The sequence below is a fragment of the Mycobacterium toneyamaense genome, from assembly GCF_055384815.1.
Map to the genome: position 1 here is coordinate 502,817 of NZ_AP040333.1, position 20,689 is coordinate 523,505.

General features: G+C 68.2%; 19 protein-coding genes, 1 tRNA gene and 1 pseudogene. 9 read left to right on the forward strand and 12 right to left on the reverse strand.

The genetic code is table 11. The features are described from left to right. Positions 1 to 4 precede the first annotated feature (4 nt). Positions 5 to 1,402 carry a threonine/serine exporter family protein gene (locus tag ACZ5IQ_RS02285; protein ID WP_406804128.1) on the reverse strand — a complete coding sequence of 466 codons (1,398 nt, stop codon included), beginning with the start codon at positions 1,400 to 1,402 and terminating at the stop codon, positions 5 to 7. Between the two features lie 134 nt (positions 1,403 to 1,536). Here ACZ5IQ_RS02285 and ACZ5IQ_RS02290 point away from each other — a divergent pair, with 134 nt between their 5' ends. The 3 genes from ACZ5IQ_RS02290 (at position 1,537) to ACZ5IQ_RS02300 (ending at position 4,002) form a co-directional block, all read left to right on the forward strand. Next, complete coding sequence (locus tag ACZ5IQ_RS02290; protein ID WP_212808174.1) at positions 1,537 to 1,680, forward strand: hypothetical protein; 144 nt, start codon at positions 1,537 to 1,539, stop codon at positions 1,678 to 1,680. Positions 1,681 to 1,756: 76 nt separating this feature from the next. Beyond that, on the forward strand, positions 1,757 to 2,983 hold the full coding sequence (locus tag ACZ5IQ_RS02295; RefSeq protein ID WP_464480735.1) for an ATP-binding protein: 1,227 nt from the start codon (positions 1,757 to 1,759) through the stop codon (positions 2,981 to 2,983). After that, positions 2,980 to 4,002: a tetratricopeptide repeat protein gene (locus tag ACZ5IQ_RS02300; RefSeq protein WP_212808176.1), complete on the forward strand. Its 1,023-nt coding sequence runs from the start codon at positions 2,980 to 2,982 to the stop codon at positions 4,000 to 4,002. The genes ACZ5IQ_RS02295 and ACZ5IQ_RS02300 overlap by 4 nt, the downstream gene beginning before the upstream one ends. A 22-nt stretch (positions 4,003 to 4,024) precedes the next feature. Here ACZ5IQ_RS02300 and ACZ5IQ_RS02305 read toward each other — a convergent pair whose 3' ends face one another. The 3 genes from ACZ5IQ_RS02305 to ACZ5IQ_RS02315 form a co-directional block, all read right to left on the reverse strand. After that, positions 4,025 to 4,429, reverse strand: a complete 405-nt coding sequence (locus ACZ5IQ_RS02305) for an HNH endonuclease (protein ID WP_212808177.1) — start codon at positions 4,427 to 4,429, stop codon at positions 4,025 to 4,027. Between the two features lie 44 nt (positions 4,430 to 4,473). Further along, a tRNA-Thr gene (locus ACZ5IQ_RS02310) sits at positions 4,474 to 4,548 on the reverse strand. Between the two features lie 48 nt (positions 4,549 to 4,596). Next, positions 4,597 to 5,892, reverse strand: a complete 1,296-nt coding sequence (locus tag ACZ5IQ_RS02315; protein ID WP_212808178.1) for a hypothetical protein — start codon at positions 5,890 to 5,892, stop codon at positions 4,597 to 4,599. Between the two features lie 133 nt (positions 5,893 to 6,025). On the opposite strand from ACZ5IQ_RS02315, the gene ACZ5IQ_RS02320 reads away from it, so the two are divergent. Beyond that, positions 6,026 to 6,745 carry a response regulator transcription factor gene (locus tag ACZ5IQ_RS02320; RefSeq protein WP_464480736.1) on the forward strand — a complete coding sequence of 240 codons (720 nt, stop codon included), beginning with the start codon at positions 6,026 to 6,028 and terminating at the stop codon, positions 6,743 to 6,745. Positions 6,746 to 6,780: 35 nt separating this feature from the next. Further along, the gene (locus ACZ5IQ_RS02325; RefSeq protein ID WP_464480737.1) at positions 6,781 to 8,295 is read left to right on the forward strand and encodes a sensor histidine kinase; all 1,515 of its coding nucleotides are present in this window, start codon (positions 6,781 to 6,783) and stop codon (positions 8,293 to 8,295) included. Here ACZ5IQ_RS02325 and ACZ5IQ_RS02330 read toward each other — a convergent pair. The 5 genes from ACZ5IQ_RS02330 to ACZ5IQ_RS02350 are packed head-to-tail and all read right to left on the reverse strand — an operon-like array spanning position 8,242 to position 12,579. Continuing rightward, entirely contained in the window at positions 8,242 to 8,646 is a 405-nt protein-coding gene (locus tag ACZ5IQ_RS02330) for an HIT family protein (protein ID WP_135357194.1), read from the reverse strand. The two genes, ACZ5IQ_RS02325 and ACZ5IQ_RS02330, sit on opposite strands and share 54 nt — an antisense overlap. A 9-nt stretch (positions 8,647 to 8,655) precedes the next feature. Continuing rightward, positions 8,656 to 9,633 (reverse strand): enoyl-CoA hydratase/isomerase family protein, encoded by a 978-nt coding sequence (locus ACZ5IQ_RS02335; RefSeq protein WP_135357193.1) that lies wholly within the window; start codon positions 9,631 to 9,633, stop codon positions 8,656 to 8,658. A gap of 12 nt (positions 9,634 to 9,645) precedes the next feature. Next, entirely contained in the window at positions 9,646 to 11,007 is a 1,362-nt protein-coding gene (locus ACZ5IQ_RS02340; RefSeq protein ID WP_212808182.1) for a cytochrome P450, read from the reverse strand. Positions 11,008 to 11,022: 15 nt separating this feature from the next. After that, positions 11,023 to 11,955: an SDR family NAD(P)-dependent oxidoreductase gene (locus tag ACZ5IQ_RS02345; RefSeq protein WP_138247822.1), complete on the reverse strand. Its 933-nt coding sequence runs from the start codon at positions 11,953 to 11,955 to the stop codon at positions 11,023 to 11,025. After that, the gene (locus ACZ5IQ_RS02350) at positions 11,956 to 12,579 is read right to left on the reverse strand and encodes a PaaI family thioesterase (RefSeq protein ID WP_212808184.1); all 624 of its coding nucleotides are present in this window, start codon (positions 12,577 to 12,579) and stop codon (positions 11,956 to 11,958) included. Between the two features lie 461 nt (positions 12,580 to 13,040). Here ACZ5IQ_RS02350 and ACZ5IQ_RS02355 point away from each other — a divergent pair, with 461 nt between their 5' ends. Genes ACZ5IQ_RS02355 through ACZ5IQ_RS02370 form a run of 4 tightly spaced genes read left to right on the forward strand, consistent with a single transcriptional unit; the run spans position 13,041 to position 18,403 of the window. Beyond that, a complete protein-coding gene (locus tag ACZ5IQ_RS02355; protein WP_064857340.1) occupies positions 13,041 to 14,207 on the forward strand; it encodes a thiolase family protein in 1,167 nt (388 codons plus the stop codon). Positions 14,208 to 14,214: 7 nt separating this feature from the next. Further along, positions 14,215 to 16,431: an MMPL family transporter gene (locus tag ACZ5IQ_RS02360; RefSeq protein WP_212813553.1), complete on the forward strand. Its 2,217-nt coding sequence runs from the start codon at positions 14,215 to 14,217 to the stop codon at positions 16,429 to 16,431. 8 nt (positions 16,432 to 16,439) lie between these two features. Continuing rightward, positions 16,440 to 17,405, forward strand: coding sequence for an SDR family NAD(P)-dependent oxidoreductase (locus ACZ5IQ_RS02365; RefSeq protein ID WP_244872689.1), 966 nt, complete (start codon positions 16,440 to 16,442; stop codon positions 17,403 to 17,405). Beyond that, complete coding sequence (locus ACZ5IQ_RS02370; protein ID WP_212813549.1) at positions 17,405 to 18,403, forward strand: NAD-dependent epimerase/dehydratase family protein; 999 nt, start codon at positions 17,405 to 17,407, stop codon at positions 18,401 to 18,403. The genes ACZ5IQ_RS02365 and ACZ5IQ_RS02370 overlap by 1 nt, the downstream gene beginning before the upstream one ends. Here ACZ5IQ_RS02370 and ACZ5IQ_RS02375 read toward each other — a convergent pair. From ACZ5IQ_RS02375 to ACZ5IQ_RS02385, 3 genes and pseudogenes are all read right to left on the reverse strand, one after another. Continuing rightward, positions 18,391 to 18,813, reverse strand: a complete 423-nt coding sequence (locus tag ACZ5IQ_RS02375; protein WP_244872688.1) for a nuclear transport factor 2 family protein — start codon at positions 18,811 to 18,813, stop codon at positions 18,391 to 18,393. The genes ACZ5IQ_RS02370 and ACZ5IQ_RS02375 overlap by 13 nt on opposite strands. A gap of 71 nt (positions 18,814 to 18,884) precedes the next feature. Beyond that, positions 18,885 to 20,015: an NDMA-dependent alcohol dehydrogenase gene (locus tag ACZ5IQ_RS02380; protein WP_064985444.1), complete on the reverse strand. Its 1,131-nt coding sequence runs from the start codon at positions 20,013 to 20,015 to the stop codon at positions 18,885 to 18,887. 93 nt (positions 20,016 to 20,108) lie between these two features. Further along, a pseudogene (locus tag ACZ5IQ_RS02385) lies at positions 20,109 to 20,673 on the reverse strand (nuclear transport factor 2 family protein). Between the last annotated feature and the right edge of the window lie 16 nt (positions 20,674 to 20,689).

The window sequence follows — 20,689 nt, forward strand, 5'->3', positions numbered from 1 at the left end:
CGCCCTACGCTACGCGCGAGCCGAGCAGTCGGCGGGGAAGACGCGGACGCCGCATGGTGCGCGCCACCCATTCGCCGAGGGTCACCCCGGCGGCCAGCGTGCAACCGACCATGACGGCGGTGAACAGATTGGAGATGGCCGCCAGGGTCTGGCCGGCCATGATCTCGGACAGCCCGCGGTAGACGGCGAGACCGGGCACCAGCGGAGTGATGCCGGCGACGGCGACGATGATCGGCGGGACGACGGCGCGCCGCGCCAGCAGGCCGCCGGCCAGGCCGACGACGGTGGCGGCGACCGCGGAGGCCACGATCGGGCCGAGCCCCGCGTTCAGGATCGACCCGACCAGACCCGCGCCGACCGCGCCCGACGCGAACGAGGTGGTGAGCGCCTTCAGCGACGCGTAGCTGGCGAGCGCGAAGGCCGCTGACGCCAGGCCGCCGGTGAGCACCATGATCGGCAGCGGCGCATAGGGGAGCACCTCCTGCTGCATCGGCGGCAGGCTCGCGCCGAGGGTGCTGGTCAGTCGCAGCGCGATGCCCACGCCGCCGACCAGGCCTGCGGTGTAGACCATCACCTCGATGAACCGGCCGGCCGCTGTGACGGGCGCACCCGTGATGGCGTCCTGCACCGAACCGACGAGCGACAGCCCGGCCATGAGCACGATGATGCCGGACACGATGATGCGGTACGGCGCGACGACGGCGCTGTGCTCGATGGCCAGCTTGTAGATGAACGCGGCCGGGACCGTCGCCATGAAACCGCCCATGACCTGCTGGAAGAAGTAGGGCAGCCCGAGCTTGCCGAGAGAGACGTTGGTTCCGTAGATCGCGGCGGTGGTGACGAACGAGACGACGGCGAGCGTCGGGCTGCCGCCGAGCATGAGCGTCACCGCGGCTGCCATCAGCGCCCAACCCGACAGCGCGACCTTGCGTGAATACGGATGGTCGGCGGCGACAATGTGGTCCAAGGCCGCGCGGGCGGGCTTGAGGCCGAGGTGTCCGCGGCCGATCTGCCGCAGCAGCGTGTCCACCTGCTCGAGCCGGGTGTAGTCCAGCGAGCGGTACTTCACCGTGCGCATGTAGTTGGTCGGCGGCAGTCCCGGACCGCGGCGGGCCGAGACGTGGATGGCGTTGTAGGTGACGTCGACGGCGCAGTCCGGCAGCCCGTAGGTGGCGGCGACGAACGCGATCTGCTTACTGGTGTCGATGGCACCGGTACCGGAGTCCAGCAGCACCTCGCCGACGTTCATCGCCAGCTCGACCACTTCGGTGACGGCGCGCTCGTCGCTCAGGTCGACGGGCTGTGCCGGTGCGATGACGGGCAGTCCCGCGGTGTCGGCGGTGGACGGCCGGTCACCGAGAATTCGCCGCCGCGCGGAGGCGACGCGATCACGCAGTGTCACAACAGAATCGTAGGTCCCAGGTGTGAACCGCCAGCATTTGCGCGGTGCCGTGTGCCAGATCACGGCCGGGCGACGTTCGGTTGGCCGTCGGTCCGCCGACTACACCTTGCGAACGCGTTCAGAGGGGAGTCGGCGTGAGGGACTTTCGGCCGGGCGGCCGATGGTGGCGGCGGTCGGCCCGCTGGTGGCCGGTGGTGGTGGCGTTGTTGGTCACGGTCGCCCTCGCGATCGCCGGCGAGCATTGGTTGGCGGTCCTCGCCGGTCACCGGCTGAAGTGATGCCCGCCGCATCACCGGGCATGTGCAGGAACCGCCGACCTAGGATTGAGGTCAGCGTGGGGCGAGGGGGATGAAGGTGACCGACGATCCGGTGATCGCGCAGTTGTTGCAAGCGGTCGAGCAGAGTCCGGACGCACTGGCTCTGCGCCTGCACCTGGCAGGACTGCTGGCGGAACGGGGCCGGCACGCCGAGGCGTTGACGCACTGCGGTGCGGTGCTGGCCGCCGACCCGACCGACACCACGGCGCAGGGCTTGTTGCAGCAATGCACCGCGGCGCTTGCTGCCCCGGCACCACCGCCGGAATCTGTTGCACCGCAACCAAAGCCATCGTTCGACTGGGAAGCGGCGGAGGACCAGGTATCCGACATCATCAAGCCGGCGTTCGTCGACGAACCCGCTCAGGCAGTGGGTGAGGACGACTTCGAGGCGGTTACCCGCAGCGAAGTCCGGCTCGCCGACGTCGGTGGCATGGACGCTGTCAAGAAACAACTCGAGCTCTCGCTGCTCGGGCCGCTGCGCAACCCCGAGTTGATGAAGGCCTACAAGATGTCGGCGCGCGGCGGTCTGCTGCTCTACGGACCGCCCGGGTGCGGGAAGTCGTTCATCGCCAAGGCGGTGTCGGGCGAGTTGGGCGCGAACTTCTACCAGGTCGGCATCGCGGACGTGTTGCACCGCTGGTTCGGGGAGAGCGAACGCAGCATCCGCGCGGTCTTCGACACCGCGCGGCGGAACGCGCCGTGTGTGCTGTTCTTCGACGAGGTTGACGCACTGGGCCACCGCCGGTCCGCCCTGAGTGGGACGTCCGGCATCCGGACCATCGTCAATACCCTTCTCGAGGAACTGGATTCGGCCTCGGCGAGCAATGACGGCGTGTACATCCTGGGCGCCACCAACGCGCCGTGGGATGTCGATGCGGCGCTGCGCCGGCCGGGCCGGTTCGACCGGATGGTCTTCGTCGGGTTGCCCGACACCGCGGCCCGGGCCAGCATCGGGCGGTTGCACCTGCAGGATCGTCCGATCGAGGGCATCGACCTGTCCGCACTGGCGGCTCGCACGTCGGGCTTCTCGGGTGCGGATCTGGCGCACGTCTGTGACACCGCAACGCAATTGGCGATGGCCGACTCACTGCACACCGGGCAGGTCCGGCCGGTGCGGATGTCCGATGTGGAGGCGGCGCTGCGGCAGGTTCGCCCGTCGACCGGTCCGTGGTTCGATACGGCGCGCAACGTCGTCGAATTCGGCAATCGCGACGGCACCTACGACGAACTGGCGAAGTACCTGCGTCGCAACAAGATTCGGTGACGGCAGAGGCTGTCGATGCCGCGCTGCAGCAGGCGCGGATGTACCTCGACGTCGACAATCATCAGCGCGCCCGCGAAGTGCTGGCCCATGCGCTGTCGATGGCGCCGGACCATCCGGCCCTGCTGATCTTCGATGCCCAGGCCGCCATCGGGCTCGGCGACTACATCGGCGCCGAGCGCAGGCTGTATGCGGCGCTGAAATCGGCGCCTGACAACGAGCACGCGATTCGGTTGTACGCGCTGGCGCTTCGCGGACAAGGCCGGTGGCACGAGGCGAAATGGATGGCCTGGCGCGCGGTATCCGCTGACCCGAACGAGTATCGCACCCACCTGGTGTATGCCCACATCCTCTCCGATGAAGGCTGGCTGGATGCCGCGCTCACCGAGGTGACCGAAGCGATCCGGCTCGAACCCTCGGATCCCGATCTTTTCGTGTTGCGCGGAAACATCTTTCGGAAGCTGTCGCGCACCGCCGAATCGGATGCCGAATACACTGCCGCGCTGCGGCTGCAACCCGATCACGCCATCGCGACGCACAACTTGGCAGTCAACCGGATGGCGCGGGGACGGCTACTGGGCGCGCTGCGGGGCTTCCTCGGCGCCGGCACGCTCGACCCCACCCTCGGCGGTCTGGCACGCAGCAACATCGCACTCGCGATGGCCCGGTGGCTGCGGTGGTGTACCGCGGGAGTGCTGTTCCTGGTGTGGCTGCTGCTCGTCACGGCGGCCCCGGGCAACACCCTGGGTGTCGGACCCCGGCTCGGGATCGCGGCGGCGACCATCGGCCTTGGCGCTGCACTCGGAAAGCTGGTGGTCACCGTCGGGCGCCGGACCTTGGCGTCGGCGCTGAAAAGCCGCCCACTGCTGGCGATGCGCCTTTTGGTCGTTGTCGTCGCGGTGGTCCTGGGGGCCTTGACGGTCGTCAGCCCCCGGCAGTTGGAGGTGGTGCAGATCGGCGCTCCGATGCTGCTCATCGTCACGCTCGTGCTGGCCTGGGTAGGGCGATTCACGCGGCAGTAGGCGAATCGAAAGCCGCATCGTCTCAGTACGACTGGCCATTGGCGTATCGCTCGCGACGGAAGTGGCGGCCGTTGCCGCGGTTGCGGCTCTTGTACGTCGGCAGCTGGGAGTCGCAGTTCGGGCAGACTAATCGCAGGTTCTCGCGTCGGTTGTTCGTCGGGTCGCCGTCGATGTGGTCCAGTACGAGCGCCAGCGGCAGGTCCTGCCAGGTTGTGTTGCTGGTGCAGATAGCACAGCAACCAGATTGGGCGCCGAGAAGATAGTCGCGAATGTAGTGGCCTTGGTGACTGTCGATTCGCCCCGCACCCGTCTCGAGCCACCGTTTCGTGCTGGCTTCGCGGCGAGCCACTGCCTGGCAGGCGTTGCCGCAGTAGACCTTCTGACTGCGCTTCACAAGCGGAGTGCCACAACCAAGGCATGACCTCATGGGCCGACGTTACGACGGGCCACCGACAAGTGGTCGCTTCCTTTTGGAGCCTCCCGTCGGGATTGAACCGACGACATCCGCTTTACAAGAACGGCGCTCTACCACTGAGCTAGGGAGGCATGCGGTTCGAGAAACCTCGAACCGCCCCGAATCCTAACCCGTCAGCTTCACTGGCCGGATATCGGCGGGTCCTGCCCATTCTGGTCGACGACTTGCCGCGCGGCTGCGGCCTTGGCGGCTCGCTTGCCGCGTTGGCGGCTCAGGGGGATGCGTCCGGCGATGTTGCTCAGCGGATTCACCGCGTCGTTGAGGACGAGCACCGCGTCGTACAGCTTGTCGACGGTCGGGGCGAGCCCGGCGAGCACGGGCGCCAGTTGGTTGAGGTTGTCGACGACGTCGTTCAACTTCATCAGGGCGCCGTCGGCTGCGGTGAGGACGTCGATGGCGCCGCCCTCGTCGAGCAGCCGTTCGGCGATGCCGCCCTCGCTCAGCAGGCGGTCCACCAGGCCGCCGTCGGAGAGCATCTTGTCGACCGGCCCGCCGTCACCGAGCAGACGGTCGGCGATGCCGTCGGCACGCAGTACCCGGTCGACGACGCCGTTGTCGGCCAACAGCCGGTCGGCGATGCCGCCTTCACCGACCAATCGGTCCGCGATGCCCTCCGGGCGAAGGACCCGGTCCACGATGCCGCCGTCGGCGAGCATCTGTTCCACGACGCCGCCCTCGGCGAGGCCACGGTCGGCGACCCCGCCCGGGGCGAGCACTCTGTCGAGGATGCCGTCGGTGGACAGCACGCGGTCGACGACGCCGCCGTCGGCCAGGACGCGGTCGGCGGGGCCGCCCGGTTCGAGCAGCCGGTCGACGATGCCGCCCGAACTCAGCAGCCGGTCGACCACTCCACCGTCGGCGAGGACGCGGTCGGCAGCTCCGTCCTTGGCGATCAGGCGGGCGGCGATGCCGTCCTCGCTGAGTACCCGGTCGACGACACCGTCGGGCGCGAGCGCCTGTTCGGCGAAGCCGCCGGGTGCGAGCACGCGGGACAACGCCCCTTCGTCGGATGTCAGTTGGTCCAGCAGGCCGCCGTCGAGGGTCAGCTGGTCGATGATGCCGCCGGGTGCCAGGGCCCGTGTCACGGCGCCGCCCTCGGCGGTCAGGCGGTCGAGGAGGCCGCCGTCCTGGCTGATCTGATCGACCAGGCCACCCGGGCGGAGCAACCGGTCGAGCACGCCGCCCGGTGCCAGCGCCCGGCCCAGCGGAGCGTCGTCGTCGACCAGGCGGGTGAGGCGGCCGGCCCGGCTCAGCGTGTCGTCGAGGCCGAGCATGGACATGACGGGCGAACCCACGCTGGTGTCGCCGAGCGCGTGTTGCACGGTGGACAGCGTGCCGCTGGCGATTTCGAGACCGGCGCTGGCGATCTTCAGTGGCGCCGCGGCCAGGTCTGACAGGGCTTTACCCAAATCCATCGGCCCAGTGTATGGCGCCGGTCACATCTGATGTGACCGAGATGCGGGAGGTCTGGCAAATGGCTGTACGACTCACAGTATCTTCACAGCCACCAGGCAGGGAGGATTTAAGGCCTGCGAGGACCATGGCTGCATGGCCATGGCTGCAGTTCCTGAGGCGACCCCCGAAGCGCGGATTCTCGTCGTGGACGACGAGACCAATATCGTCGAGCTGTTGTCTGTCAGTCTGAAGTTCCAGGGCTTCGAGGTGCACTCCGCCTCCAACGGCCCCGCCGCGCTCGACAAGGCCCGCGAGGTCAAGCCCGATGCGGTGATCCTCGACGTGATGATGCCCGGCATGGACGGGTTCGGCGTGCTGCGCCGGATGCGCGCCGACGGTATCGATGCGCCTGCCCTCTTCCTCACCGCCCGCGACAGCCTGCAGGACAAGGTGGCCGGCCTGACGCTCGGCGGCGACGACTACGTCACCAAGCCGTTCAGCCTGGAAGAGGTCGTGACCCGGCTGCGGGTCATCCTGCGCCGTACCGGCCGTGGTGTCGAAGAGCCGCGCAGTGCCCGGCTGACGTTCGCCGACATCGAGCTCGACGAGGACACCCACGAGGTGTGGAAGGCCGGCGAACCGGTTTCGCTGTCGCCTACCGAGTTCACGCTGCTGCGTTACTTCATCATCAACGCGGGCACCGTCCTGTCGAAGCCGAAGATCCTCGACCACGTGTGGCGCTACGACTTCGGCGGTGACGTGAACGTCGTCGAGTCCTATGTGTCGTACCTGCGCCGCAAGATCGACACCGGTGAGAAGCGCCTGCTGCACACGTTGCGGGGGGTCGGTTACGTGCTCCGCGAGCCGCGCTGAGACATTTTTGGCGGGGCATCACCAACAATGGAGTGATGACACGCCACCTGGGCGAGCGCAGCGACGGGACATGGCGCGGTACACGCGGCATTCCGCTGCGGGTCGGGCTGGTCGCTGCGACCGTGCTGCTGGCGGCCCTCGGCCTGCTGGCTTCCGGCGTCGCCGTCACCTCGATCATGCAGCACAGCCTGATCAACCGCGTCGACGAGACACTGCTCGACGCGTCGCGGAGCTGGGCGCAGGAACCGCGGCGCATCCCGGCCACCCCGATCGAGGGCCCGAACCCGGCGCGGCCGCCGTCGAACTTCTACGTCCGCGGCATCGACCCCGACGGCCGGGTGTGGATCGCCGTCAACGACAACGACGCGCAGCCGGCGCTGCCCGACAGCAACGACGTCGGCCCGGTGCCGACGACGGTCGGCTCGATCCACCACTCCGACGTGAAGTGGCGGGCCATGACGGTGCGCGGCCCGGACGGGGAACTGACGACGGTCGCGATCGACCTGTCCGACGTGGCGTCGACGGTGCGGGCGCTGGCCTGGTCGCAGGTGGGCATCGGCGCCGCGGTGCTGCTGATCTTGGGCATCGCGGGGTACGTCGCGGTGCACCGCAGCCTCCGGCCGCTGGACGAGGTGGAGCGCACTGCCGCGGACATAGCTTCGGGTCAGCTCGACCGTCGTGTGCCCGAGCGGGACTCCCGCACCGAGGTCGGGCGATTGTCGTTGGCGCTCAACGGAATGCTCGCGCAGATTCAGAACGCCGTGGCCTCATCGGAACAGTCGGCAGAGTCGGCGCGGACTTCCGAGGAGCGGATGCGGCGCTTCATCACCGACGCCAGCCACGAGCTGCGGACGCCGCTGACCACCATTCGCGGCTTCGCCGAGCTGTACCGGCAGGGTGCTGCCAGCGACGTCGAGATGTTGATGAGCCGCATCGAGAGCGAGGCCCGGCGCATGGGTCTGCTGGTCGAGGATCTGCTGCTGCTCGCACGGCTGGACCAGCAGCGACCGCTGGAGCAGCGGCCCGTCGACCTGCTGATCCTGGCGACCGATGCGGTGCACGACGCGCGGTCCATCGCGCCGCGGCGGACGGTGTCGCTGGAGTTGTTGGACGGCCCCGGGACTCCGGAAGTCCTGGGCGACGAGGCGCGGCTGCGCCAGGTGCTGGGCAACCTGGTGATGAACGCCGTGCAGCACACGCCGGAGGCCGGCGGCATCACGGTGCGTGTCGGCACGGTCGACGGCGACGCGGTGCTCGAGGTCTGCGACCAGGGCCCCGGCCTGTCGGCCGAGGACGCGCATCGAATCTTCGAGCGCTTCTACCGCACCGACTCGTCGCGCACCCGGACCAGCGGCGGCACGGGCCTGGGGCTCTCGATCGTCGACTCGCTGGTGCGGGCACACGGCGGTGTCGTCACCGTGACCACCGCGCCGGGCCACGGGTGCCGGTTCACCGTGCGCCTGCCGCGGATCGGCGGCGCGGCCGATTCTGCCGAATCAGCCGACGGTGCCGAGGGCGGCGATGATCTTGGCCTGAGCCTCGTCGAGTGATTCGGGCGACGGGTTGCGGTCCACGTTGGCGAACCCGAAGTCGGACAGGTTGCGGGCCGGGAACACGTGTACGTGCAGGTGCGGCACCTCGAGCCCGGCGATGATGACGCCGGCCCGCTCGGTGTCGAAGGCGGTGCACACCGCGCGCCCGATCTTCTGCGACACGGCCATCACCTTGCCCCACAGCTCGGGGTCCACGTCCTGCCAGTTGTCCACCTCGGCCCGGGGCACGACCAGGGTGTGACCCTGCGTCATGGGCTCGATGGTGAGGAACGCGACGACGTCGTCGTCCTCGTAGACGAATCGGCCCGGCAGGTCGCGGTTGATGATCATGGTGAAGACGGACGGCATGGGTCCAGCCTATTGCTCGACGCGGGTGCCGGATAGCCAGGGCTCGATGTGGCCGGCGAAGGGACTGTCGCCGATGGTGTCGTAATCCTGCTGAAAAGCGTCCGCCGTCAAGTGCTTTCGCGGATTGCGGCCGGTCCCGACGAATCCCGCGAGCTCGAAGTCGAGGGCCGCGGACAACGACCTGTTACCGCCGAAGTAGACGGCGCGTTTGACGGCCGCGATGGCGTAGGGCGACCGGCGGGACAGGCGCTGCGCGGTGGCCTGCACGTCGTCGAGCAATTCCTCGGCTGGGGCGAGCCGGTGCACGATGCCGGTCTCGAGCGCCTCGCGCGCGGTGAGCGGCCGGCCTTCCAGCATGTGCTCCAGCGCGGCGGACATGCCGAGCATTGCCGGGAGTCGTTGGCTCCCACCGCCTCCCGGTACCAGGCCGGCCAGAATCTCGATCAGGCCGATGCGGACCTGGTCGGCGTCGGCGGCGATGCGCAGGTCGCAGAACAGCGCGAGTTCGAACCCACCGCCGAGGGCCGTGCCGTTGATGGCGGCGAGGTAGACGACGCCCGACCGGTTCATCCGGGTGATGGTGCGCTTGAGGATGGCGCTGTAGACGATGCCGGTGCCCCAGTCGCCGCCCCGGGTCTCGGTGGCCCTGAGCAGGGCGGGCACGCGCATGGCGGCGTTGTTGAGCTTGATGGACCAGGTCACCGCGCGCGACGGCAGCGGCGGTGTCGCCATCTGGAAGAACAGCTGCACCTGTTCGGGTTCGGAGTGCGAGATGAACTTGTCGCCGGTGCCGGTCAGGATGACCGCCCCGACCGACGGGTCCTGATCCGCAGCGCGGGTCAGCCGGTCCATGTCCTTGACCAGCCGCAGCGACAGGAAGTGGTTGGGCGGGTCGTCGAACCGCGCGGTCAGGACGCGGCCGTCCTGGTGCAGCGTCAGGGTTTCCAGGTTCAGCTCGGCGGTGCGTACCGGGGCTCGTCGTGGCACGGCGGCGTCTTCCTAGGCGTTGACGGTCTGGACCAGGGCGGGGATGGGCCCGTCCGGCACGATGGTGAGCGGCGCGGTGATCGGGAACGTCGCGCTGCGCGACGTCAGCCGGCAGTGCCGGACGATCGACGCGAGTTCCAGGGTCGCGGCGGTCAGCGCGAAGAACTCGCCGATGCACGACCGCGGCCCACCGCCGAACGGCAGGAACTGCCACTGCATCCGGGAGCGCCCCGCGGTGAACCGATCGGGATCGAATTCCATTGGGCGGTCCCACAATTGGGGGTCGCGGTGCATCGCGTAGACGCCGACCATGAGCATGCTGCCCGCCTCGACGCGGAAGCCGTCGACGGCCATGTCCTGCCGGGCGATCCGCATCACCGCGGGTGTCGGGCCGCCCAGGCGCAGGGCCTCCTGGATGACGCTGACGGTGTACGGCAGATGGCTGCGCGGATTGGTCCGCAGCGCGGCTTCGTCGACCGCGGCGACCTCGGCCGCCACCCGGTCGAAGATCTCGGGACGACGGCCCAGCGCCCACAGCGCGTAGGCGAGCGTCGTCGCGGTGGTCTCCAGTCCCGAGGCCAGGAAGATGACGAGTTCGTGGCAGATTTCCTCGTCGGTCAACGGTTCTGACGTCTCGGGGTCGCGGGCCTCCATCATGGCGCGGACCAGGGGAGCGCTCAGCTGCGGATCGGTGCGGCAGTCCTGCAGGATCTGGGCGGCGAGATCGTGCGCCACCTTGTTGAACTTGACCGCGAAGCGGCGTTCCCTGGTCGGCACCCAGCTCGGCAGCTTCACCGGGGCGCGGCCCCGGTCGGCGATGTACTTGCTGATCCGGCGCAGTGGATCGACCAATTCGTCTGTGTACGAACCGGGTTCGAAGCCCATGATGGTGCGGCCCAGCACCCGCATGGTGATGCGCCGGCTCTCGCGGTCGAGGTCGATCTCGGACCCGTCCCGCCACGAGGTCGCGGCGTCGGTGGCGATGTCGTACATCTGCTCATTGAGTTCGGCGATGCGCGCGGTGGTGAACACCGGTTGCAGCATGCGGCGTCGCCCGACCCATTCCTTGTGGCTGAAGTTCAGCAGTGAGCCGCCGTTGAGCTTCTGCTGTTCGGTCATGAACGGGAAGTCGCGGTCGACGGCCGGGTAGGTGGCGGTCAGGACGTCGCGGGCACCCTGCGGCGAGGTGACGACGACGATCGGCGGCATCATCCACTTCGGCGCGATGCGCACCGTGGTGACGGGGCCGCCGGCGTCGCGGAACGTCTCACATCCGCTGTGCGCGACCTGGATCGCGGCGATGCGCTCGCGCAGACTCAAGGGCACGTCGGGCGCCGGCGGCAGCCGGTCGACGTCAGTTGCGTCGGTTGACACGGTCGGCTCCTGTCGTCAGATGTCGTACCGGACACCGGTGTGGTGTTCGGCGGCAACCCAATTCGCGGTCATCAGCGCCTGGTCGGTGGCCGCACGTCCGGCCTTCGCCGGCGCCGGTAGCCCGCGCATCCCGAAGAACCGGTCGGGCCCGTAGTAGCCGCCGCCGGCGACGTCATCCGCGGCGGCGGCGTAGGTGATCGAGAGGGCCGCGACGTCGGCCGGCTGGCCGATGGCCCGGCACGAGGCGCGCCACGAGAGGTCGCCCCACTTGCGGCCCGAGTGCATGCCGGCGTCGGTGTCGGCCCAACCGGGTTGTGCGGATATCGATTTCACCGTGCTGCCGGCTGCCGTCAGGCGCCGCTGCAGTTCATTGGCGAACAGCAGGTTGGCCAGCTTGGCTTGGCAGTACCCGTCGAAAGCGGAGTAGCGACGGGTCCGCCATCCCGGATCGGCGGGCATGAGCCTGCCGAATCCCGGCCGCCCGACGAACTCGTGCGCGCGGCTGGTGACGACCACGACCCGGTCGGTGATCCGGTCCAGCAGTTGGCCGACCAACGCGAAGTGCCCGAGATGGTTGATGCCGGTGTGCAATTCGAAGCCGTCGACGGTCAGGCCGTACGGCACGTGGCACACCCCGGCCAGCGCGACCACGGTGTCGACGGGTCCGCATGCGGCCGCCGCGGACTTCACGGAGTCCAGGTCTGCCAGATCGAGGTGCAGAGTCTGTGCGGCAGGACCGATTTCGGCGGCGAGGGCCGCGGCCTGCTCCGGGCGGCGGCAGGCCAGGATCACCTGGGCGCCGGCGGCCGCCAGATGCCGCGCGGTGGCGGCACCGAGACCGCCGTTGGCGCCGGTGATCAGAACCGTGCGGCCCGTCTGGTCAGGGACATGTGCGTCGAGCCAGTCTTTCGCGACTTTGGTGGCACTGGCGCCAGTCGACCGCGCCATCTAGCCGCGGGCCCACTTGGGCTGGATGAAGACACCTTCGGCTTCGATGGTGACGCCCTGGTCGTCGGCGATGTGGGCGACCCCGTAGGCCTTGAAACCCTCGGTGCGCACGATGCGTGCCTCGGCCCGCAGCTTGCCCAGCGGCGTGGGACGCACGTACTTCACGTTGATCGTGCCGGTGAACCGGGTGGTGCCGTCGTTCGATGCGACCTCACCCAGCACGTGGTCCAGGATCATGGCGCAGACGCCGCCGTGCGCGTGGTTGGGCGGGCCCTCATAGGCGGCGCCGAGGGAGAATTCGGACCACACATAGTCGGTTGTTTCGAGCACGACCGTCAGCGGCGGCGCGACCGGGTTGCGCAGGCCCACAACGGCATTGGTCCACGGCAGCCACTCGCCTTCGGTGGTGAAGCGCAGGCCCCAGGTCTTCTCCAGTTGCTTGGAGCGCAACCGCGCGGTGGCCGACTCGATTTCGGCTTTCGCGGCCGCGATGGTGTCGGCATCGGCATCGCTGCGGGCGGTCGCGTCCATCAGTTCGCGGACGGACTGGGTCAGCGGCTCGAATACGGAACGGAGGCGCTGCGCTTCCTCCGGGCTGAGGGTGTCGGTGCTGAAGTCGAGCATGCCGCTACTAGAACATGTTCTACCGGATGCTGTCGAGCCCAGAGTTTGCTGCGATCGGAGTCGGTGGTTTGCCACAGCGGCGGGGTCCGCCGAACTGACTGCGCGGTCAATGGTCTGAATCGCCGTCTCGGCAAATGGTGTTCGAAACGCTGTTATCGGTTGTGCGCCAACGCCGTTCCGGCTGTGACGGGGGTTACACCGGCATGTGCCATATGCAATTATTGAAACAAGTTCTAACTAGTTCGCTAAATCCATAATTAACGCTCCTGACGTGGATATTTACGTTGATGGAATATAGACCGCGGTTGATTTGCGTGCTAGAAACTATTGCCGTTAGTCGCTGAAATCAGCACAACGAAGAACAGCCATGCCGTTATGTCCGCGCGCACACGACAGTTCTGGGCAGTCCGCGGATTGCGCGGTGCCACAAGCGGACGTCGTTGCCGAGGAGGGCAAGAACCTTGACCAATCCCGTAGTCGTTGCGTATGCGCGAACGCCGTTCACGCGTTCGCTGGTAGGTGGACTGGCCAACGTTTCCGAGTTCGACCTCGCGAGCACCGTGATCCGCGAGGTCATCAACCGCTCGGGTGTCGACCCCGAACTGATCGACAACATCGTGCTCGGTGAGGTGCTGCAGGGCGGCGGCTGTATCGCCCGCTACTCGGCCCTGGACATGGGCCTGCCGCTGGACACCCCCGCGGTCGCGGTCGGCGGCTGGTGTGCGTCGGGAATGATGGCGATGCACCAGGCGGTCGCGACCATCAAGGCCGGCATGGGCAAGTGCGTCATCGCCGGCGGTCTGAACACGCCCTCGGCGTCGCCACTGGCAGGTCCGCACTTCGCGGCCACGGGGATCACCGACACCCAGATCGCCCCGATGCATCCCGGTATCGGTGAGATGCCCGCGCTCGACCTGGCCCGGACCCTCGGTGAAGGCACCGCGCGCCAGTTCGGCCTGACGCGTCAAGAGGTCGACGAGTGGTCGGCCCGGGCGCATACGCTGGCCTCCGACGCGATCGAGGGCGGCGTCCTGGATACCGAGAAGGTTGCGGTAACCGTCGACGGCACAGCGGTGTTCGCCGACGAGCTGCCGTGCCGCGAATTCAACATGACCAACCTGTCCGCACTGACGTCGTTCCTCGGCGAGGACTGCACGGTGACGCCCGGCAATCAGACGGGCCTGACCGACGGCGCCGCCGCGATGATGATCTGCGACCCCGACTTCGCCGGCGTCCACGGTCTGACGCCGCTGGCCGAGATCATCGGCTGGTCGGTCGTGGGCTCAGAACCCGAGCGCGCCACCGATGCGGCCATCACCGCTACCCGGCGGGCCCTCGACGGCGCCGGCATCAGCACCGAAGCCGTCGACCTCTACGACGTCCACGACTCCTACGCCTCGATCGGCATCGCCTACGAGCGGTCGCTGGACATCAGCCGCGACCGGCTCAACGTGCACGGCGGCGGCCTGGCACTCGGCCACCCCTACGGCGCCTCCGGTACCCGCGTGGCCGGCACCCTGATCAACGAACTGCAGCGCCGCGGCGGCGGCATCGGCGCCGGCGCGATCGTCAGCGCGGGTGGTCTGGGTGCCGCCGTCGTCCTCAACGTCTTCCCGCCGGCGGCGTGACGCGCCGATGCTCGATCTGATCTCGCGCGTGGTGATCGCCGCGCCCAAGCGAATTCTCCTGGCGACCGTCGTCCTGATGTCGTTGTTCGGCGTGCTGTCCGCGCCTGTTGCGGACCTGCTCGGCGCCGGTGGCTTCACCGACCCCGACGCCCAGTCGAACCGCGCCAACAAGGTCCTCACCGAAGAGTTCCACCGCGGCTTCGTCAACCTCAATCTGCTGGTGCAGGCGAAAGAGCCGGTGACGTCGGCCCCGGTGCGGGCGCAGGTGGACCGGCTGGTCACCGAACTGCGCGGCACCGAGCACGTCGCGCGCGTGCTGTCGCCGTTCGAGGCGCCGGATCCGGTCGCGGCCGGTCTGGTGAGCAAGGACGGGCGCTCGGCCCTGGTCATCGCCTTCATGGACGGCAACGAGACCACCGGCATCGCGTCCTCCACCGCGCTGGTGGAACGCTATGTCGGGCAACGTGATCCGGGGCTGACCATCTCGGCGGGCGGGCCGGGTGCCGTGTACTCCGCGGTCAACGAGCAGAGTCGGCACGACCTCACCCTCAGCGAGGCCATCGTCCTGCCGCTGACGTTCCTGGTCCTGGTGTGGGTCTTCGGTGGTGTCGTCGCCGCGCTGGTGCCGCTCGCGGTCGGGGCCTTCGCGATATCGGGTTCCGTTGCGATCCTGCGGGTTCTGGCCGAGTTCGTCGACGTGTCGGTGTTCGCGCTCAACCTCGCCGTGGCGCTGGGACTGGCCCTGGCGATCGACTACTCACTGCTATTGGTGAGCAGGTACCGCGAGGAGATCGGCGACGGGTCCCATCCCGACGAGGCGTTGCGGCGCACCATGCGCACCGCGGGCCGGACGGTGGTGTTCTCGGCGGCCACCGTCGCGCTGTGCCTCGCGACCATGGCGGTCTTCCCGATGTACTTCCTGCGGTCGTTCGCGTACGGCGCGGTGTCGGTGGTGGCCATGGCGGCTCTTGCGGCGCTGGTCATCACGCCCGCTGCCATCCGGCTTGCGGGCAAGCGGATCGGCAAGCCGGGCCGGCGTGGCCCGCTCACCGAATCCCGTTGGTACACCTGGACGCACGCCGTCATGCGCCGGCCGCGCATCGCGGCCGCCGTCACGCTGATTCCGCTGGTCATCGTCGGACTACCGTTCCTCAACATCAAATTCGGCTTCCCCGACGACCGCATCCTGCCGACCACATCGTCGGCCCGGCAGGTGGGCGACCACATGCGCAGTGACTTCACGCAGGACGCCGGCCTGCCGGTGCACATCGTGCTGTTGCACGGCAACGGAATCCGAGACAACGCTGCCATCGACGCCTACGCCGCCGAGTTGTCCAAGGTGCCGACCGTGGTCGCGGCGGCCGGGCCGGGTGCCACCTATGCCGGTGGACGCGCGATCGGACCTGCCGGCCACGAGGCCGGGACCGGGAAAGACGCCAGCTTCCTGACGGTGACCACCACGACGCTGCCGTTCAGCGCGGCGTCGGACGAAGCGCTGGACCGGCTGCATGCCGTGCCGCCGCCGGTCGGGATGACGCCGCTGTTCACGGGCGCCGCGCAGTCCAACCGCGATGGCGTCGAGGCCATCGCCAGCCGGGTGCCGACCATGCTCGGGTTGATCGCGGCGGTGATGTTCGTCCTGCTGTTCCTGCTGAGCGGCAGCGTGATCATCCCGCTGAAGGCGTTGGTGCTCAACGCTTTATCGCTCACCGCGACATTCGGGGCGCTGGTGTGGATCTTCCAGGAGGGGCACCTCGGCGGGCTGGGCACCACCGTGGTGGGCACCCTGGTGTCCACCATGCCGGTGCTGATGTTCTGCGTCGCGTTCGGGCTGTCGATGGACTATGAGGTGTTCATCATCGCCCGCATCCGCGAATTCTGGCTTGCCTCGGACAAATCCGATGCGGCCGGCCGCGAATCGGTGGCTCTCGGCCTGGCCGGAACCGGCCGGATCGTCACTGCCGCGGCGCTCGTCATGGCGATCACATTCGCCGGATTGATCGCTTCGCAGGTGTCGTTCCTGCGCATCTTCGGGTTCGGGCTGGCGGTCGCGATCCTGGTGGACGCCATCGTGATCCGGACCATCCTGCTCCCGGCCGTCATGGTGCTGCTGGGCAAGGCCAACTGGTGGGCGCCCGCTCCGCTGGCGCGGCTGCATGCCCGCATCGGCCTGAATGAGGGGGCACCGTCCAGCAATTCGTCGGTTCCAGCGGAAGTCGGGTGATGAATCAGATGGAAACCCGCAGTCTGCTGCTGACGGGCGCCACCTCCGGGCTGGGGCTCGGACTGGCGAAACGGATCGTGGGAACGCCGGGCTGGCACTGCGTGCTGCCCGTCCGGAACGCCACGCGGGGCGAGGAACTCAAGGCGCTGCTCGGTGAGCGTGCCGCTGCCGGTACCACCCACATCGTGGTGTGCGACCAGGGTTCACAGGAAAGCGTGCGTCGCGCTGCCGAGGAGATCGCCCGTCTGGTGGCGGACGGCGTCATCCCGCCGCTCAGCACTGTCGTGCTCAACGCCGCGGTGCTGCGCAACGACGCCCGTGAACTCAGCTCCGACGGTATCGAATTGACCGTCGCCACCAATCTTTTCGGCCCGCACGCGTTGCTGGCGCGGATCAGTCCGCAGCTGGCCGCGGATGCCCGGATCATGATCGTCGGGTCCCCGACCATTCGCCAGACGCTGTTCCAGCGGCTGGCGCGGGTGAAGACCGCGGAATGGCAGCCGCTCGCCGAGCAGTGCCTGCCCAGCGATGACGGTGTCCAGGCCTACGCGCGCACCAAGCTCGGCCTGTTCTATCTGTCGCGCGCGGCGGGGCAGCTGGTGCCCGAAGGGATGTCCGCGGCGTACTTCGATCCGGGCGTGATGCCGGGCACGAACATCCTGCGGGAACGCGGCACGTTCAGCCAGGTGTACTGGCGCCGGGTGCTCCCGTACATCGCGTGGACGTTCGGCGGGGTCACCGTCGGCCGCGGTGCGCGGTCGATGTCTCCCTATGTGCTGCACCAGAAGTCGATGGGGGACAGCGGCTTCCTGTCGGTCAAATGGGGCAAGCGCGCACCCGCCGTCGACGCCGCGCGGGTGCACGAATACTTCGTCGAAGCCAACGACATCACCGGGATCGATGAGGCCGACGCCGCGCCGTGGTGGTCGCAACCGGACCGCCTGCTCGGCCGGCCGGTCGGGCCGCGCGCCTGATGGCACCGCGCAAGTCACTGGTGATGGGAGCCAGTGGCTTCCTCGGCTCGCACGTCACGCGCCAGCTGGTCGAGCGCGGCGACGACGTCCGGGTGCTGCTGCGGGAGACCAGCTCGACCCGCGGCATCGACGATCTCGACGTCGAGCGTTGCTACGGAGACATTTTCGACGACGACGCCGTGCGGGCCGCCATGTGCGATCGGGACGTCGTCTTCTACTGCGTCGTCGACGCCCGGGCCATGCTGCCGGACCCGGCGCCGTTGTTCCGGACCAACGTCGACGGACTGCGGCGGGTACTGGACATCGCGGTGGACGCCGATCTCGACAAGTTCGTGTTCGTCAGCACGATCTGCACCATCGCCGTCAGCGATGACGGCTCCGTCGTCACCGAGGACACGCCGTTCAACTGGGCCGACAAGGGTGGCGACTACGTCCGATCACGGCGTGCCGCAGAGCAACTCGTGCTGGATGCGGTGGCGCAGCGGGGGCTGCCGGCCGTCGCGATGTGTGTGTCGAACACCTATGGCCCGCGGGACTGGCAGCCGACGCCGCACGGCGAGATCGTGGCGCGTACCGCGGCCGGCCGGATGCGGTTCTATGCCGCTGATGCGGCCGCGGAAGTGGTCGGTATCGAGGACGCCGCCCGGGCGCTGCTGCTGGCTGCCGAGCACGGCCGCGTCGGTGAGCGCTACATCATCTCGGAGAGCTACCTGCCGCTGCGCACCATCCTCGAGACGGCGGCCGACGAAACCGGTGTGCGGCCACCACGATTCGGGGTGCCCAAGGCCGCGATGTACGCCGGTGCCTACGCCACGGAGCCGCTGCGCGCGGTGCGCCCGGGCAAGATTCCGCCGCTGGTCACCATCACGCGGCTACTGCACATGACGTCGCCGGCCGACAACAGCAAGGCGCGGCGGGAGCTGGGCTGGGAACCGGAGCCGACGGTGAACGCGATTCGCCGCGCGGCCCGGTTCTACGCCGACAATCAGTTGGTCTGATCGGCCGGCTGCTCGAACTTCATGGCCTCGAGGTTCCAGTACCCGCGCAGGTTGGTGATGAGCCCCTCGGCATTGACCTTGTAGGTGAACACGCCGCGGACGCTGGCCACGAAGCCGTTCGGAAATTCGGTGCGCAGCACCAGGATGTAGGCGATCTCGTCGGGCGAGCTCGACGGGAACGTCTCCTCGCACGTCACCGTCAGCTGGTTCGGGCCGATGTTGGTGTCGTAGAAGGCGGCCAGCGCCTCCTTGCCCTTCACTCCCGTGCCGTCGGGGTTGGTGACGGCCTCGCCGATCGGATCTTCGACGACGATGTCGTCGGCCATCAGGGCAAGCCAGCCCTCGCGGTCGTGGCTCTGCACGCACCGCCACGACGACTGCGAGGCGATGACAACAGGATTGTCGGACAAGGGTTTTCCTCCTACAGACAACGCCGAGTCGGCCTGGGACGTCCCCCCAGGCCGACTCAGCGAAAGTGGGTTCAGCGGTCGGCGTCGGTGTACCGGATGACGCCGCGGATGTTGCGGCCCTCCAGCATGTCCTGGTAGCCCTCGTTGATCTGCTCCAGCTTGTACTGGCGCGTGACCATGTCGTCGAGGTTGAGGCGGCCGGCCTTGTACATGGCCAGCAGCGACGGGATGTCGTGGTGCGGGTTGCCGCCGCCGAAGATGGTGCCCTGTAGGCGCTTCTGCATCAGCGTCAGCATCGACAGGTTGAGCTTCACGTCCAGGCTGGCCATGTTCGCGACCGCCGTCACCACGCAGGTGCCGCCCTTGCTGGTGATGTTGAGGTAGTTGTCGATGTCCTCACCGTGCAGCTCACCGACGGTGACGATGGTCTTGGTGGCCATGCGGCCTTCGGTGACCTCCGCGACGCCCGCCATGGCGCTGTAGATGTCGGGGTAGGCGTGCGTGGCGCCGAACTTCAGGGCGTTGTCCCGTTTGAACTCAACGGGATCCACGACGAACACGTTGCGGGCACCGGCATTGAGCGCACCCTGGAGGGCACCCGTGCCGACGCCGCCGACGCCGACGATGCAGACGTCGTCACCGGGGCGGACGTCGCCGCTGCGGACCGCCGAGCCGTAGCCGGTGGTGACGCCGCAGCCGACCAGGCAGGCGACCTCGAAGGGGATGGTGGGGTCGATCTTCACGACGGAGCTCTTGTGCACCACCATGTACGGGCTGAAGGTGCCCAAGAGGGTCATCGGGATCACCGGCGTGCCGTCGGCGGCATGCACGCGGTTGGTGCCGTCGGACACCGCGGTGCCGGTCAACAGGTACATGCCCAGGTCGCACAGGTTGCGCATACCGGCCTGACACGACGGGCACTCGCCACACGACGGGATGAACGACAGCACGACGTGGTCGCCGACGGCGATGTGGTCCACACCGGGGCCGACCTCGACCACGATGCCGGCGCCTTCATGGCCGCCGAGCACCGGGAAACCGGCCATCGGGATGTCGCCGGTCACCAGGTGGTGGTCCGAGTGGCACATGCCCGAGGCTTCCATCTGGATCTTGACCTCGTCCTTGACGGGGTCACCGATCTCGATCTCCTCGATCGACCACGGCTGGTTGAACTCCCAGATGAGAGCACCTTTTGTCTTCACCGCACGTGCCTTCCACTAGAACCTGTTTCAGTTAGCGTAGAGGGAAAAGTTACGTTCGTCACACCCCACCCCCAATAACTGCTCGGCCGGTTTTCACCAGATCGGGACGGGAGCCTCGCCCAGGGGGTAGTAACCCGGCAGCTGCTCGCCGGCCAGGCTGCGCTGGATGCGCTGCTGCATGCCCTTCGACAGTTTTCCGGCCGTCATCAGGTCCAGGTAGAGCTTCTGCACGTGGCCGAAGTCGAAGAAATCGCGCTGCCAGGCGATCTTCGGTTCGCCGTCGACGTTCTCCAGCCGGAACCAGCTGCCGCCGATGCCGTAGATCTCGCGCGCGGGGGCCGAGGCGTCGTCCGGATTCTGTCACGACCTGCTTCCAGAAGCCGACGACCTCACCCTGCTTGTCGTCGATCACCACGCGCTGGTACGGGTATTTCCAGCCTTCGAGGCCCTCCATCTCCAAACCCAGGGCGATGTCGCGGATTTCGGCCTTGCCGAGGCACATGACGTCCTCTTTGGGGCCGATGTTCCAGCCGTACGTGGCGTCGTCGGTGTAGAAGTCGGCCATCGGCTTCCAGTCGCCGGCCGCCTCGGCGTCACGGTTGACCTGCAGCCACCGCTCGACCCACTCTTCGAGTTGTTCGCGGGGGAATGACGTCATTGTCTTGTCCTTTGTT